Source organism: Treponema sp. Marseille-Q4130, from assembly GCF_014334325.1.
Classification (GTDB): domain Bacteria; phylum Spirochaetota; class Spirochaetia; order Treponematales; family Treponemataceae; genus Treponema_D.
This window is the reverse complement of sequence record NZ_JACSET010000002.1, coordinates 240,746-255,287: the sequence shown is the minus strand read 5'-3', so window position 1 is coordinate 255,287 and position 14,542 is coordinate 240,746. Positions and strand designations below refer to the sequence as shown.

Here is a 14,542-nt window from a genome sequence, read left to right as displayed (position 1 = left end):
ATGTCGAGTTTCGGCGGTTTCCGAACGTGATTTTGTTAAACAGTATGAACGGCAGCAGTAAAGAAGCGCATATATTCAAACGCAAAAGCAATCTCGTACGCAATGCACTCATCGCGTTTTCCGTGTGCCTGGTTGCCGCCGCCCTCGTGTTTTCGTTTTATCGATTCGTTTTTCCGCGCCTCGCATCCGGATCCGTGTACGCGCTTTCCAAAAGCTGGAAATCCTACGACTATGAAAGCGTATACGAAACAAGCAAGGGTATCTTGCGCTCGTCCCCGTTCAACAATGCCGCTCTCACGTACCACGGATATGCGGCGTTTTACCTCGGCGTATCGTCTCTCGATAAGATGAACGAACAGAATTACCTCGACGAAGCGATCAACAGTTTGCGTCTTGCGCTGCTCGATGCGCAAAATTCGCTGAAATCCCAGCTTGCATACATGCTCGGCAAAGCCTACTTTTATAAAAATACCGTTTCGTCGTATTATTATGCCGACCTCGCGGTAAAATATCTCGAACTGGCAAAAGCGCGCGGTTACAAAGCCGACGACATAGCCGAATATCTGGGATTAAGCTATGCCGCGCTCGGCATGACGATGGACAGCATCGCTTCGTTTACGGAAGCGCTCCTCGTGCGGGAATCCGATACGCTTCTCTTTTCGATCGCGGAGCAGTATCATAAAGCGGGGCAAAATGCGGCGGCGGAGCAGTACCTCTTCCGCGTCATAAAAGAATGCGACGACGAAAATTTAGTCTTGCAAAGCCGTATGCTCCTCGGTAGTATTTACATTGCTGAAAACAAATACCGTGAAGCGACGGAAGAATTTTTAAGCGTTTTGGGAAAAAATGAAAACTCCGCCGATGCGCATTACAAGCTCGGCATACTATATGAAAAACAGGGCGATATGGTGAAAGCCAGATCTGAGTGGCGAAACGCGCTTCGCATTCAGGTAAATCACCGCGGCGCTTTGGAAAAACTGGCGGACTAAATCGTTTCGGGAGGCATAGCAAAATGGGTCTGTTTGATAATTTTTCGATCGATATCGGTATCGATCTCGGTACCTGCAATACGCTGATCTACGTACGCGGCAAGGGCATCGTCATAGACGAACCTTCCGTCGTCGCCGTCGAAAAAGGGACAAAGAGAGTCAGAGCCGTCGGTGCGGAAGCTAAGAGTATGCTCGATAAAACGCCGAGCAGCATCATCGCGATCAGACCGCTCGCCGACGGCGTCATCGCCGACATCGACAGTACCGAAAAGATGATCAAATATTTTATCTCGAAGATCACGCCCCGCCATCAGTTTTTCCGCCCGATGCGTATGAGAATCGGAATTCCCTCGTGTATCACCGATGTCGAACGCCGTGCGGTCATCGAAGCCGCTCTCCGTTCCGGCGCAAAACAAGTCGAAACGATTGCGGAATCGAGGGCAGCCGCAATCGGCGCAAAGATCCCGATTTTCGAGCCCGCCGGTCACATGGTATGCGACATCGGAGGGGGCACGACCGAAGTCAGCGTCATATCCCTCGGCGATATGGTCATCACGAACGCGATCCGCGTCGGCGGCGACAAATTCGACGAAGCCATCGTCAAGCACGTCAAAAGCGTCCACAATTTAATAATCGGCCGCCAGATGGCCGAGCGTTTGAAAATTCAAATCGGAAACGCCACCCCCGACAAGACGATCGAAAAGATGGAGCTGCGCGGAACGGACGCGATCACCGGTCTTCCGCGCCGCCTCGAAATAGACAGCGTCGAAGTCAGAGAAGCTCTCAAAGATCCCGTCACGCGGATCGTCGAAGAGATCAAGAGCACGCTCGGACATACGCCGCCCGAACTCGCCGCCGATATCGTAGACCGCGGCATCGTTATGACAGGCGGAGGCTCCATGCTCAAAGGGCTTCCGAAGCTCATTTCAAAAGAAACGGGAGTACCCGTCATCCTCGTCGAGCATCCGCTCGAATGCGTTGCGATCGGAGCGGGAGAGGCTTTCGAACTGTTTAAAGACAGATCGGTCGACCGCGCGATCTATGCGAACCTCAACGATTAGCGGCGCCTCATGCATATCCGCATAAAATCGTCGTTTCGATTCAGATTTCCCGAATTCGTCCTCGCTTTGCTCCTCCTCGTTTCGGGCGTTTTTCTCGCGTTTACGTCAGGGAGCTTTGTCGTCGATTTCAGCCGCATCGGTTTTTCGATTTTTTCGACGGCGGAAAAGGGCGTTTTTTTCGTGACGAATTTCGCCGGACGACAGTTTACCGCAGTGCGCGAACTGTCCGATCTGAAACGAAATTACGACGAACTCGTCCTCAAACTGCAAAATTACGAACAGATGCAGCGGACGAATGCGGAAATACGCAAAGAAAACGAACAGCTCAAAGAGCAGCTCGATTTCGTTAAATCGCTCGAACAAAAAAATTACCCCGCCCAGATCATCTCTCGCAATATAGACAAGCTCTACGCATCACTCACGATAGATAAGGGAAGCGTAAACGGCATCGGAAAAAATATGCCGGTCATCGCATACCAAAACGGTAACATCGCCCTCGTCGGAAAAGTCGTCGAAGTCGGTCGATTTACGAGCACGATCATGCCGGTGTACAGCATAAACTGCACGGTTTCGGCACGCATTCAAAATACACGCGATTTGGGACTCGTATCGGGATTCGGTGACGATACGAAACTTGCGCTCAAATACATTAAAAAACGCGTCATGGATACGCTCAATTACGGAGACGTCATCGTGACGTCGGGCGAAAACGGAAACTATATGCGCAATATGCCGATCGGCTCCATCTCCGAAATCCGCGTCGTAGAATACGATTCGTCGCTCGAAATCGACGTCGCTCCTCTCATCGATTTTCCGCGTCTCGAAACGGTCATCGTTGTAGATGTCAAAAGCGAAACGGAGGAAAGGCGATGAAGTCGTACATCGTATCGGCGATCGTTCTCTTTTGCGCTGTGCTCATTGAAACGGCAGTCCTCTCGAATATCGCCTTTCTTCCGGCCGTTCCCGATATCGTACTTTTGTGTTCGCTCTATATCGCGTTTTTAAACGGCAAAACGTCGGGCGAAATAAACGGATTCGTTTCGGGTGCGTTTTTGGATTTTCTTTCAGCCGCTCCGTTCGGTTTTCATTGCCTGTACCGGACGCTCATCGGGTACGTTTTCGGCGTACTCGGACGCGTTTTCAATTCGGACGGGATCGTTATGCCCGCCTTGTGCGCGTTCGGAGCGACCTTATTGAAAGCGTTTTTCGTGTGGATCATTTCGCTTCTCTTTCCGTCGTCCCCCGCAGTGTACCGTGTGTTGTCCGTACCGTTTCTGTTCGAACTCGCATGCAATACGATCCTTGCGCCCCTCGTTTTTAAATTCCTGTCGCTGTTCCGCTCGTCGCTTTCAATCGAAAGGAGGAGCGCGCTGTGACGGACGATTTTTTACAAAAGCGTCGACCTCCCGTTTTTTCCAAAACGCAGCGCATTATCTTTTTGCAGACCGCGATCGTCCTGTGTTTTGCGCTCTACGTCTATCGCCTTTTTTCGATGCAGGTCGTTCTCTCCGATACGTACCGCACCCAGTCGCGAACGATTTCAAGCCAAGTTTCCCGCATCCCCGCACAGCGCGGCGAAATATTCGACAGGAACGCGACCGTACCGATGGTCATCAATACCGATTCGTTTGCGGTCGAAATAACGCCTGCGGAGATACCGGCAGGGCATTACGACACGGTCGCTTCCCGTCTTGCCCAGTACCTCGGCGTTTCGAAATTCGATATCGATAAGCGTATTCCGCAAAAGCAGCGAAAATCCTATACGGCGATCACCGTGCGCACGAACGTTCCGTTTGAAACTATTTCGAATATCGCCGAAAACAAAATCGATCTGCCGGGTGTGTCGTGGGTATCGCGGCCGAGGCGGAACTACGTGGAAACGGGTTCTCTTTCCCACATCATCGGCTACGTCGGAGACATCACACAGGAAGAGATCAACGTTTTATACAATCAGGGTTATACGCGAAACAGCGTCGTCGGTAAAACCGGAATCGAGCGGCAGTACGATCAGCTTTTGCAGGGAACAAGCGGTCTTGAAAGCCGCACCGTAGACGTGCGCGGACGGATCCTTTCGGACACACCCGACGTTCGTCCGCCCCAGCCGGGAAAAAATCTCGTATTGACGATCGACTCGCGTATTCAGACGCTCGCGGAAAAGACGCTCGGGAATAGGGTAGGGGCGGTCGTCGTTTTAAAACCTGCGACGGGTGAAATACTCGCACTCGTATCCTATCCGTATTTCGATCCGAACATATTCAATTCCGACGACTACGCGCAGGAATATGTAAAACTCCGCGACAGTCCCGAAAAGCCGCTTTTAAACAGGGCAGTCGCCGCCCAGTATCCGCCCGGTTCGACATTTAAAATCATCATGGTATCGGCTCTTTTGCAGGAAAAAAGTTTTTCTCCGTTCGAAAAAATCGAGTGCAAAGGAAAACTTCTTTACGGCAACCGCACCTTTCACTGTCATCTCAAAGAACCCGGACACGGCTGGCTCGATTTGAAAAATGCGCTCGCTCAGTCCTGCGATGTCTACTTTTGGACGATCGGACGCGATTATCTCGGCATCGACAAGATTGCACAGTATTCGACTATGTTCGGCCTCGGAAAAAGCGCCGAAATCGATTTGCCGAATCAAGTGTCGGGTTTTATTCCGACGGCACAGTGGAAAGAGCGAAAGTATCACGAGAGGTGGCTCGGCGGCGACACGATGTCCGCTTCCATCGGACAGGGCTATATTCTCGCCACGCCTCTCCAAGTCGCCGACATGATGGCGATGGTGTGCACGGAAGGAGTCGTGTATAAGCCGCACCTGCTCAAAGAAGTGCGCGATCCCGTGACAAATGAAGTCATTACGGAAGTAAAGCCGGAAGTGTTATTCAAATCAGACATACCGGTCGACGTGTGGAAAACGGTTCAGGAAGACTGCCGTTATACGATCACCGACGGCACGCCCCAGTACCCGATGCGCAATAAGCGTTTTCAAAGCGCAGGCAAAACGGGAACGTCGGAAGTCGCACAGTATAAAAAAAGCTGGCACTCGTGGATGGTCGCCTATGCACCCTACGATGCGCCGGTCGAAGATCAGATCGTCGTGTCGACGCTCGTCGAAGCGGTAAACACGTGGGAATGGTGGGCGCCTTACGCGACGAATATCATCATACAGGGTACGCTGGCAAATCAAAGCTATGAAGAAGCCGTAAACTCACTCGGCTTTCATTATCTCCTTGCGAACGGGAACAGACAGGAGTAGGGCAGTGAAGCTGAAAATCATCGATGCATTCGATTACATCCTTTTGATCTGCGTTCTCATCCTTACCGCATCCGGTATCGCATTTATCTATTCGTCGGCGATCAATTCCGACGGTATCCTCGTCACGAATGAATACGTCAAACAGATCGTATGGGCTTCCGTCGGCATCTTACTTGTAGTCGTAACGGCGCTCTACGATTACCGCAAAACGGCGCGCTACGCCTATATTTTATATGCGGCTCTCGTGCCCGTGCTCTTATATACGGTCGTATTCGGCCGCCACGTCAACGGCGCGAACAGCTGGATCGGCATCGGTCACTTCGGCATACAGCCGTCCGAATTCGGCAAAATCATTTTTATTATATTTCTTGCAAAAAAACTTTCCGACAGTCAGGGCGAAGTTCCCTTAAAACGATTTTTGATCGCCGCCTCGATTTTCGCGCTTCCCGTACTGTTGATACTTGCACAGCCCGATTTGGGAACGGCGAGCGTTTACATCCCGATTTTTCTCGTCATGTGTTTTATGGCGGACATTCCGCTGCGCTACATAGTGTTCGTATTCGCCGTCGGAATGGGGACGATTTTTTTGACCGTGCTCCCCGTTTGGAACAACGTCATCGCGCATCGGAAAATTGCCGCAATCGGAGCGCTCACCGATATACGCTTGCGTCTTTTGCTTATCGCCGCCTCGCTTTCGATTGCGCTCATCGGGATCGTCGTACGACGCTATTTGCGCGGACAGCGGTATTTTTACTGGATCTCATATGTTTCGCTCATCATCGCGCTGTCGTTATTCGGCTCATACGGAGCAGGGCGTGTCCTAAAACAATATCAAATCAGCCGTCTCATCGTTTTTCTCGATCCCTCGGTAGACCCGAAAGGAAGCGGATGGAACATCATCCAATCGAAGATCGCGATCGGAGCCGGCGGCATATTCGGCAGATCTTTTTTACACGGAACGCAGAGCCACTATCGATTTTTGCCCCAGCAGAGCACCGACTTTATATTCAGCATTTTGTCGGAAGAACTCGGCTTTATCGGAGGTCTGGTCATCTTCGTGCTCTACGGCATTATATTTTTTCGGACGCTGAAAATCATGCGGAACTCGACGGGCTACGGTTTGTATATTGCAGCGGGCATACTCGCCATGTTCTTTTTCCATTTTTTCGTCAATATCGGTATGGTTATGGGCATCATGCCGATCACCGGGATACCGCTTTTGTTTTTGTCGTACGGTGGTTCGTCGCTGTGGACAGCAATGGTCGCCGTAGGGCTCCTCATGAGTATCAATTACCACCGATACGGTTTGGATGCGTAGAGTTAAAGCCGTAAAAAATAAAACGGATAAATTAATAAAAATAACCGGCATTTGAATAATTTTAAAATTCGAAAATTTACTCGCTGTATCAATTTTAGGTTTTTCCCGACATTCCGGTAGACAGAATTCGGCACATAAATAGCATTTTCGGCAATACCCGCAAAAATAGGGGAAAAACGCTCTGTTTTAATGGGTATTTCGTATATCTGTTGGTAGACAGAATATACATTATGGGATGTAATTTACAGTGTGAAAAAAGACGATTGATTTTGATGGATGCAAATGCCGGGTAACTTGAACTTGTTTGATCGATCCCACCCACGTGCGTCTTTCTATCATTGTTTTTAACCGCAACACCGCAGGTGTTTTGTCGGCTTTGAAAACAGTGCTATGTGGTTTATTCTAAAATTCCATCAAACTCCCTTTTTCAAAAGTCCATTCCGGAGTTTTTAATACTTCATCCTCTACAAAATACCACGGATTTATATTTTCATAACTTTTTAATATATGGAACTCTTGTGAAGGCATATAACTTTGACCGAGTAACATTATCTTTCTTCCCGTTTTTTTATTAATTGCTACATCCAATACCAGAACAACATGTCCTGGACTCCCTCCGTAAATAAAAAAATCACCCGGTGTGATATTACCTATGGATTTTCTTTTTGCTTCTTTAGAAAGTGAATATGTACCGGCATAGCTATAAATAAATTTTAAATAATCATCAAAGCTGTCTCTTACAACCTCTTTTTTATATCCGCTTTTCCAAGTTACATTATTTCCCGAAATAATAAGTTGTTCACCATTAAGAAAGCGTTCAAAGGGAACAATCATTCCATTTGTAATATGAAAAGTTATTTCTGAATACTTGCCATATTTATATAAATATTCAGCTTTTAATTTTATTACTGCATCTGCACATTGAATTAAATCTGTTTTTAATAATGGAAAGTCAAAAACTGAAATATAAACTTTATTTCCTTTTTCATTGCCATTGTACAATAAAACAGGTGAGCCGTATTTTTTTAACGGAAATGTTCTTAAATAATTTCCAAATGATTTTTCTTCCACTGCAATCCTCTCATATCCTTCAGGAAGTAAAAACCTTTCAATTATTGAATTTCCTTTTTGATTAATATTTTGAGAGTATACTTCTATTACTGTAAGAAAAAGTAATCCTAATAAAATATGTTTTTTCATTTTTCTCCCCTGTGCCGAAGGCGTCCACATAAAATACTCGATAACGCATCACTTGAGATAGGTATATCGTTCATGCAAAACGCCCCCAATGCCGGGCGCCCGTCTTAAACATTCGCTTACATTAAGGATCCTTTTAATCTTTTTTCAGCTCTTCTACGAGACGCTTAGCCGCATCTTCGTTTTCAGGTCTCACGTATACGGACCACAGGTACGGGCTGTAATTTGGGTTGATGACTTTGCGCATATTGATCTTTGCGCCGCAGCCGCACGCGACTTCCGTCTGTACCCAGCCGGTGCCGTAGGAGATGCCGTTTTTTTTGAGCAGCTTTTTGAGCGCTTTGAATTCGTTGTGATTCCGACTTTCATAGATTTCGACTTTTTTTCCGAATAAAAGCATATCTACCTCGCATAAAAATTTTTGCAGAAATTAGAACCTCCGGATCGTTCTACAAAGAATCGATCCTACACGTGTTCGCTTCCTCATTATACCACGTTCCGAGCCGATACTGCAAACCTTATGCAAGTTTTTCGAGGCGCTCTCTGATAAATTCGCTTTTTTCTTTGAGACCGATTTTTCCGAGTTTTAAAAACAGCATATTCGGTTTTGCCGCGTCGAGCCATACGCTGCCCGAACTTTCTTTTATCAGCTGCAATACGCGATCGACCGAAATGTCGGACACTTTTGCAAATTCGATTTCGACGACGCCCTTCGATTCTTTGAGCGCGCTCACCGAAAGCTTTTTGCACAGAATGCGTATTTCGGCAAGCGACAGGAGGCTCGCAACTTCGTCGGGCACGGGACCGAAGCGGTCTTCGATTTCGTTCATCACCGCGATCAATTCGTCGTCCGTCTGCACCGACGCGATTTTTTTGTAGATTTCCATTTTCGTCTCCGCCGAGCGCACGTAGGCGTCGGGGATAAAGCCCGTGTATTCGAGTTCCATGAGCACTTCGCTCTGCGTTTTGTAATTTTCAGAGGCGGTAAGGCGTTCAACCGCTTCGTTCAGCAATTTCAAATACAACTCGAATCCGACGGCATACACGTCTCCCGACTGGTCGCGGCCGAGCAGGTTTCCCGCCCCGCGGATTTCCATATCTTTCATTGCGATTTTAAATCCGCTTCCGAGTTCGGTAAAATCGCTGATGACTTGCAGGCGCTTCATCGCAACTTCGGAAAGAGACGTATTTTCGGGATATAAAAGATAGGCGTACGCTTTCCGGTCGCTCCGCCCGACACGCCCGCGGAGCTGGTAGAGCTGCGATACGCCGTACATATCCGCCCGGTCGATGATGATCGTATTGACGTTCGGTATGTCGATGCCGTTTTCGATGATCGTCGTCGAAACGAGCACGTGAAATCCACCGAGTTTAAAACGGCGGAAGATGTCTTCAAGTTCGACGCTCATCATCTGTCCGTGCGCGACGTCGACGAGCATTTCGGGGACGAGCCGTTCGATTTTGCGCCGCACTTCAGAAAGGGATTCGACTCGGTTGTGCAAAAAAAACACTTGCCCTCCCCGCTCCGCTTCCCGCCTGATTGCCTTCGCTACGCGTTCGTCGCTGTACGGCTCGATCGTCGTTTCGATCGCCTGCCGGTTTTGCGGAGGCGTCGCGAGCAAGCTCATATCGCGGATTTTCAGCAAACTCATGTGGAGCGTGCGGGGGATCGGTGTCGCCGAAAGCGCAAGGCAGTCGATATTCGCTTTCATCTCTTTGAGTTTTTCTTTATCCTTTACGCCGAAGCGCTGCTCTTCGTCGATTATCATAAGTCCGAGATTTTTAAAGACGACATCCTTTTGAATGACGCGGTGCGTACCGATAACGATATCGATATCGCCCGATGCGAGGAGAGTTAAAGTCTTTTTTTGTTCCGCATGCGGAACAAAGCGCGAGAGGACTGCGATTTTGACGGGGAAATTCGCAAAGCGTTCGACGCAGGTTTCGTAATGCTGTTCGGCAAGGATCGTCGTCGGCGCCAAAAAAACGACTTGCTTTCCGCCCATTACCGCTTTGAACGCGGCGCGCATCGCGATTTCGGTTTTGCCGTAACCGACGTCTCCGCAGATGAGGCGGTCCATCGGAACGGGTTTTTCCATATCGCGCTTGACTTCTTCGGTGACGACAGCCTGATCTTTCGTATCTTCGTAGGGAAAGGCCGCTTCGAACGAAGTCTGCCATTCGGTATCTTTCGGAAACGGAAACCCCCTCGACGCTTTTCTTCTCGAATACAGGTCGATGAGCTTTTTTGCCAAATCTTCGACGGCTTCCTGCACTTTGCGCTTTCGGTTTTCCCAGCTTTTGCTGCCGATTTTATCGAGCTTGGGGGCATCTCCTTCGCTTCCGATATAGCGCTGCACCATGTTCACTTGTTCGATCGGAACGAAGGCGACCTCTTTGTCCGCATACTCGAGCTTTATATAGTCCCGCTCATTGCCGCCGGCTTTTACGCGCTCGATGCCGCAAAAGATGCCGATGCCGTACTGTACGTGCACGACATAGTCGCCGGGGGTGAGTTCGACGAAAGTATCGATCGCGGCGCTTTTCGCTTTTTTCAGCGATTTCGGCACCGCCCGCCTTCTGCCGAATATTTCGTTTTCCTGTATGACGATGAGCTTTAAGTCGGGGATCGAAAAACCTTCGGATATCGCTTCGGGAAAAACGGCGAGCGCATAGCGTTTTTCGATCGGAGCGGAAGAGCGCTCGAGCGTGCGGTGTTCATGCGTACACTCTTCGTGCGGTTTTGCATCGCTTTCGTTCGAGGAGTTTTCGTTTCCGCGCTCTTCGGTAAAATCTCTAAGTAACTCCGCGATACGCCGCTCCTGGTTTTCGCCGTCCGCGAAGACTGCGATCTTCCAGCCGGCATACTGCAGCTTTTCGATTTCCTCTTTCAAAAACGGAATATTACCGAAAAAGCTCCGCGATACTTCGCACGGAAAGACGATATCGGACGGAGATTCGTCAGTTGAAGCTGTGTCCGCACGGGAAACCGTATGAAAAAGTATACTTCTTGAGATGGTTTTTAAGTTTTTTTGAAAATCGGAGAGCATTTGTTCGGGCGGGAAGGCAGGAAACGAAAGACGCGCTTTTCGATACATACCGCCGTATTCCCGAACGATCGTTTCTTCGGCGTTTACGAGACGGTCGTAATCGAAGAAAAAAACGGTCGTCCGCTCGCCGATATAGTCCGAAATCGTAGAGCGTTTTTTCCACAACACGGGATATAAGAGCTCTTCCCCTTCGCACGATTTTGCCGTTTCAAGCTCGGAAAGCATATTCGAAAGGACGGCTTTCGCTTCTTTCGTAAACGGAAGGTGTGCGCGAAAATTTTTGCGAAGCGGCTCTTTGTCATCCGGTGCGCCTGCATCGGAGAACTCATCTTCGTCGGAAGACGGCGTCTCACCTGCACTCGTGTCATCCGCCGTATCGGAGTGCCTGTCCACATCGGAAAACGGCGTCTCCCCGTTTTGTGATGCCGCATCCGACAGCCTCATTTCGTCTTCGGCGCTCACGGCCGTCGATTCATAGGCTTCGATCGCATTTTTCAAATCGGTCAAAAGCGCATCGTCCCAAATCACTTCGCGCATCGGGGAAATAAAAACGCTTTCGAGGGAGCCGGTCGTCGTTTGCGTATCCGTATCGAAAGTTTTGATCTGTGCGACGGTATCGAAGTCGAAAATGATGCGGCACGGAGCGGCGCTGCCGGGGACGAATACGTCGAGCACTTCGCCCCTCAAACTGAACTCTCCCTGCACGTAGACGCGCGGCGCTCTCGTATAGCCGAGAGCTGAAAGCCTTTCCGCCGTTTTTATCGTGTCGGTGCGCAAGCCGCGAAAAAGAGAAAACACGCGGCGCTTTACCGATTCGGGAGGCGGAAGCGGCGAGAGAAAAACGCGTTCGCTTACGATAAAGGTCCTCGGCTTTTGAGAAAAACCTTCCCTCCCCGCTCCGGCAAGTTTTGCAAGAGCCGCCGCGCGCTCTCCGAATACGGCCGCTCCCCGCGATACCGGACGATAGGGTATCATACCCCACCAGGGTATATCGATTATCTCCGCTTCGGGAAAAATCGAAGTCAAATCGGTGCGGATATCGATCGCTTCGTTTTCTCCGGGAGTGACAATGACGATGTCGGATGAGCGCGAATCGAAGGATACTCCTCCCGATACGCTTTCTTTAAACGCCAGAGATTTTATGCGTTCACAGTATTCGGCGATAAAATAGGCCGAAAGAGAGCCGTGAAGTCCTCTGACCGAAAAAGGAAAGCGGCACGAGGCATCCGTCAAACGGGAAACGGCATCGCGCATGGGAGGCCATGAGTGTATTGCTTCTTTGATAGAATTTGTCGATAATGTATACATACGGTTTGTCCGATACTATAGAAAAGGTCTATTACCCTTATACCTTTTGGGAGACGTAATTGAAACGTGCTGTTTTTTTGATTATATCGTGTTTCACCTTCTTTGGACAGTCGGCATTCGCACAAAGCCGTATGCAAAACGCAGCGGTTTCGATAAAGTTTTACGATAAAACTATGTATTATCCCGATGCTGCGGATTCGAATCCCGTGTTTATTCACATAACGGTGCGCAACACGGGGACGGATACGCTGCGTTTTAAGCTCGCCGACGACAGAATGTTTTCGATCGATTTCAATGCGTATACGATAAAAAACGAACGCCTTGCACAAACCGAAACGCTTATCCGAAAACGCACGACAAATCAAACGGTGTATTTCCGGGAAATCGCGCTCGAAGCGGGCGAAGAATATTCGTTCATCGAAAACTTAAAAGAATATCTTACCGTTGCAAATCCGTCGGTCTACTACGTCGATCTTGCCTTTTACCCCGAGCTTTACCGCACGAGAGACGAGCGCATTTCGTCGAACAGACTCACGCTCGAAGTGCGCCCTTCTCCGTCGGCCGCTTCGTCTTCATCGATTCCCGTCGAAGCGGGAACCATGCGTATCCTGCAGCCTGAAGCGATTCCGCCGGATCAAGTCGTAGAGCGGACAATCGTCGCGCGGCAAAAATCGCTGTGGGATCAGTATTTTTTGTATATGGACGTCGAAGCGATGCTCGAACGTACACCTTCTCAAAAGCGGCGCTATCGTGCGGCTTCGGCCGACGAACGCGAGCGCATGGTCGACGCGTATAAATCGGATTTGATGCAGTCGCGGATCGACGGTGATATCGTTTCAGTACCCGAGCGCTTTCAAATCGAAAAGACGGTGTATTCGCAGACGGAAGGGAGCGTGCTTGTCACCGAATGGTTCAACAACCGCACCTATTACGAAAAGAAAAGCTATACGTATCGTCTTCGCCAAAGGGAAGGCGTTTGGCAAATCTACGATTACACGGTCGTAAATCTGGGGACGGAATGAAAGCGATCATCATCTGCGACGACGAAGAAGTTATCGGCAAAGTCGATGCGGCACTCGCATCCCTGTCATATGATACGATTATCTATCGCTGGCTTTTAAAAGCCCTTGACAATATCGAAGAGATCCGGCCGGATATCGTCGTCGTGAGCGCGTCGGATTATCCGCGCCATTGGAAAACATTGACGCAATTTATTAAAAGCGGCATCGGAGGAAAAATCCCCGACGTCGTACTCTACGTACCTTCTTCTTTTTCGGTAGCGGAAAAAAAGAAAGCGCGAAAGCTCGGCGTCAAAGGTATATTCGCTTCATGCGATGAAAGCGGCATCTCTCTTTTCCGCTCGATCGTCACTTCTCCTATAGGAGGACTCTCACCTTCTCCCGAAGAAATCGAAACGGATGTGCCGGATTCGGATTCGGAATCGGATGAGATATCGAAGACAGAGGCTTTTTCGATTGAGGGGCTTACGAGCGGCAAAGCGGGAACGGCCGTTTTTACGCATCCCAAAACGGGAGTTTTCGTTACCGGAAAGATACGGAGTCTCTCTGACGGAAATGCGGAGTTCACGGTCGACATCCCCGCCCTTACAGCGGGAATATCTTGCGGAGACAGGATCGAAGAGCTTTCGCTTCGCACGGCGGGCGTTCCGACGTATTGTACGGCTTCCGTCATAAGTGAGGAAAACGAAATTATTATACGGCCGGATAAAGCATGAAATCGAAACAGCAGGCAAAATTTTTTTGTGAAAACTGCGGTGCTGAAGTTCCCGCGGACGCGCGAGTATGCAAAAACTGCGGACGTTTTTTTTCTTCCGTGCGCTGTCCCAACTGCGGTGCCAGCGGAAGCGCTTCGAAATTTGCAAAAGGCTGCCCCGTCTGCGGCTATGCGATGGATTCGGGCACTTTCAACATATCGGCATATTCGGAAGAAGAAAAAGAAGAAGTCCACCGTCGTCTTTCCGGCGCCGAACAGAAAAAAATAAAAAGCGCTTTTGCCTCATACGAAAGAAAACGCGCAAGAGGAGCAGGCAGCGCGCTTCCGCTTTGGGTGTACGCCGTCACGCTCGCAGTCCTTTTAGGAGTCGTCGCGGCCGTCGTAAAGCTTGTACGGTGAGAAGCGACGCCGCCCCTAATAATAAAATACGCTAAACTTCCGCCGCAATATATTTTTTAATTTTCTTTCACAGGCATAATTATTCCAACTTGTTTACAAAGTTTTATGAGTTCGTCAAAAAATATATTTTCGGAATTTGTTAATATTATTTTTTTCTCATAGTTATTGAATATCCTGTATTTCGTTTTACAATGTGCCGCTTCTATAAATATTGAGAGATTCGCGTCCGTTTT

The 14,542-nt window shown here is 49.2% G+C and carries 12 protein-coding genes; 9 read left to right on the top strand and 3 right to left on the bottom strand.

The genetic code is table 11. The features are described from left to right. The first annotated feature begins 44 nt into the window (after positions 1-44). The 6 genes from H9I36_RS03055 to rodA are packed head-to-tail and all read left to right on the top strand — an operon-like array spanning position 45 to position 6,621. Positions 45-989, top strand: a complete 945-nt coding sequence (locus tag H9I36_RS03055) for a tetratricopeptide repeat protein (protein WP_187383920.1) — start codon at positions 45-47, stop codon at positions 987-989. A 23-nt stretch (positions 990-1,012) separates the two neighbouring features. After that, positions 1,013-2,050 (top strand): rod shape-determining protein, encoded by a 1,038-nt coding sequence (locus tag H9I36_RS03050; RefSeq protein WP_187383919.1) that lies wholly within the window; start codon positions 1,013-1,015, stop codon positions 2,048-2,050. 9 nt (positions 2,051-2,059) lie between these two features. Then, positions 2,060-2,923: a rod shape-determining protein MreC gene (gene mreC, locus H9I36_RS03045; protein WP_187383918.1), complete on the top strand. Its 864-nt coding sequence runs from the start codon at positions 2,060-2,062 to the stop codon at positions 2,921-2,923. Then, positions 2,920-3,426 (top strand): rod shape-determining protein MreD, encoded by a 507-nt coding sequence (gene mreD, locus H9I36_RS03040; RefSeq protein WP_187383917.1) that lies wholly within the window; start codon positions 2,920-2,922, stop codon positions 3,424-3,426. The genes mreC and mreD overlap by 4 nt, the downstream gene beginning before the upstream one ends. After that, positions 3,423-5,303: a penicillin-binding protein 2 gene (gene mrdA, locus H9I36_RS03035; RefSeq protein WP_187383916.1), complete on the top strand. Its 1,881-nt coding sequence runs from the start codon at positions 3,423-3,425 to the stop codon at positions 5,301-5,303. Before mreD ends, mrdA begins: the two co-directional genes overlap by 4 nt. Before the next feature lie 4 nt (positions 5,304-5,307). Beyond that, the gene (rodA, locus tag H9I36_RS03030; protein WP_187383915.1) at positions 5,308-6,621 is read left to right on the top strand and encodes a rod shape-determining protein RodA; all 1,314 of its coding nucleotides are present in this window, start codon (positions 5,308-5,310) and stop codon (positions 6,619-6,621) included. A gap of 402 nt (positions 6,622-7,023) precedes the next feature. Here rodA and H9I36_RS03025 read toward each other — a convergent pair whose 3' ends face one another. The 3 genes from H9I36_RS03025 to mfd all read right to left on the bottom strand — a co-directional run bounded on the left by H9I36_RS03025 (position 7,024) and on the right by mfd (position 12,176). Beyond that, positions 7,024-7,821, bottom strand: a complete 798-nt coding sequence (locus tag H9I36_RS03025; protein WP_187383914.1) for a DUF4846 domain-containing protein — start codon at positions 7,819-7,821, stop codon at positions 7,024-7,026. 133 nt (positions 7,822-7,954) lie between these two features. Continuing rightward, on the bottom strand, positions 7,955-8,218 hold the full coding sequence (locus H9I36_RS03020; protein WP_187383913.1) for a hypothetical protein: 264 nt from the start codon (positions 8,216-8,218) through the stop codon (positions 7,955-7,957). Positions 8,219-8,336: 118 nt separating this feature from the next. Then, the gene (gene mfd, locus H9I36_RS03015) at positions 8,337-12,176 is read right to left on the bottom strand and encodes a transcription-repair coupling factor (RefSeq protein WP_187383912.1); all 3,840 of its coding nucleotides are present in this window, start codon (positions 12,174-12,176) and stop codon (positions 8,337-8,339) included. 173 nt (positions 12,177-12,349) lie between these two features. Between mfd and H9I36_RS03010 the strand changes: the two genes are divergently transcribed. Genes H9I36_RS03010 through H9I36_RS03000 form a run of 3 tightly spaced genes read left to right on the top strand, consistent with a single transcriptional unit; the run spans position 12,350 to position 14,309 of the window. After that, on the top strand, positions 12,350-13,198 hold the full coding sequence (locus H9I36_RS03010; RefSeq protein ID WP_255422637.1) for a hypothetical protein: 849 nt from the start codon (positions 12,350-12,352) through the stop codon (positions 13,196-13,198). Then, complete coding sequence (locus tag H9I36_RS03005; protein ID WP_187383910.1) at positions 13,195-13,911, top strand: hypothetical protein; 717 nt, start codon at positions 13,195-13,197, stop codon at positions 13,909-13,911. The genes H9I36_RS03010 and H9I36_RS03005 overlap by 4 nt, the downstream gene beginning before the upstream one ends. Continuing rightward, the gene (locus H9I36_RS03000) at positions 13,908-14,309 is read left to right on the top strand and encodes a zinc ribbon domain-containing protein (protein ID WP_187383909.1); all 402 of its coding nucleotides are present in this window, start codon (positions 13,908-13,910) and stop codon (positions 14,307-14,309) included. Before H9I36_RS03005 ends, H9I36_RS03000 begins: the two co-directional genes overlap by 4 nt. Positions 14,310-14,542: the final 233 nt, after the last annotated feature.

Excerpts from the sequence above, each read along its gene's own strand:
- H9I36_RS03055 (WP_187383920.1), top strand. The coding sequence starts at position 45 with ATGAACGGCAGCAGTAAAGAAGCGCATATATTCAAACGCAAAAGCAAT.
- H9I36_RS03050 (WP_187383919.1), top strand. The coding sequence starts at position 1,013 with ATGGGTCTGTTTGATAATTTTTCGATCGATATCGGTATCGATCTCGGT.
- mreC (WP_187383918.1), top strand. The coding sequence starts at position 2,060 with ATGCATATCCGCATAAAATCGTCGTTTCGATTCAGATTTCCCGAATTC.
- mreD (WP_187383917.1), top strand. The coding sequence starts at position 2,920 with ATGAAGTCGTACATCGTATCGGCGATCGTTCTCTTTTGCGCTGTGCTC.
- H9I36_RS03025 (WP_187383914.1), bottom strand. The coding sequence starts at position 7,821 with ATGAAAAAACATATTTTATTAGGATTACTTTTTCTTACAGTAATAGAA.
- H9I36_RS03020 (WP_187383913.1), bottom strand. The coding sequence starts at position 8,218 with ATGCTTTTATTCGGAAAAAAAGTCGAAATCTATGAAAGTCGGAATCAC.
- mfd (WP_187383912.1), bottom strand. The coding sequence starts at position 12,176 with ATGTATACATTATCGACAAATTCTATCAAAGAAGCAATACACTCATGG.
- H9I36_RS03010 (WP_255422637.1), top strand. The coding sequence starts at position 12,350 with ATGTATTATCCCGATGCTGCGGATTCGAATCCCGTGTTTATTCACATA.
- H9I36_RS03005 (WP_187383910.1), top strand. The coding sequence starts at position 13,195 with ATGAAAGCGATCATCATCTGCGACGACGAAGAAGTTATCGGCAAAGTC.
- H9I36_RS03000 (WP_187383909.1), top strand. The coding sequence starts at position 13,908 with ATGAAATCGAAACAGCAGGCAAAATTTTTTTGTGAAAACTGCGGTGCT.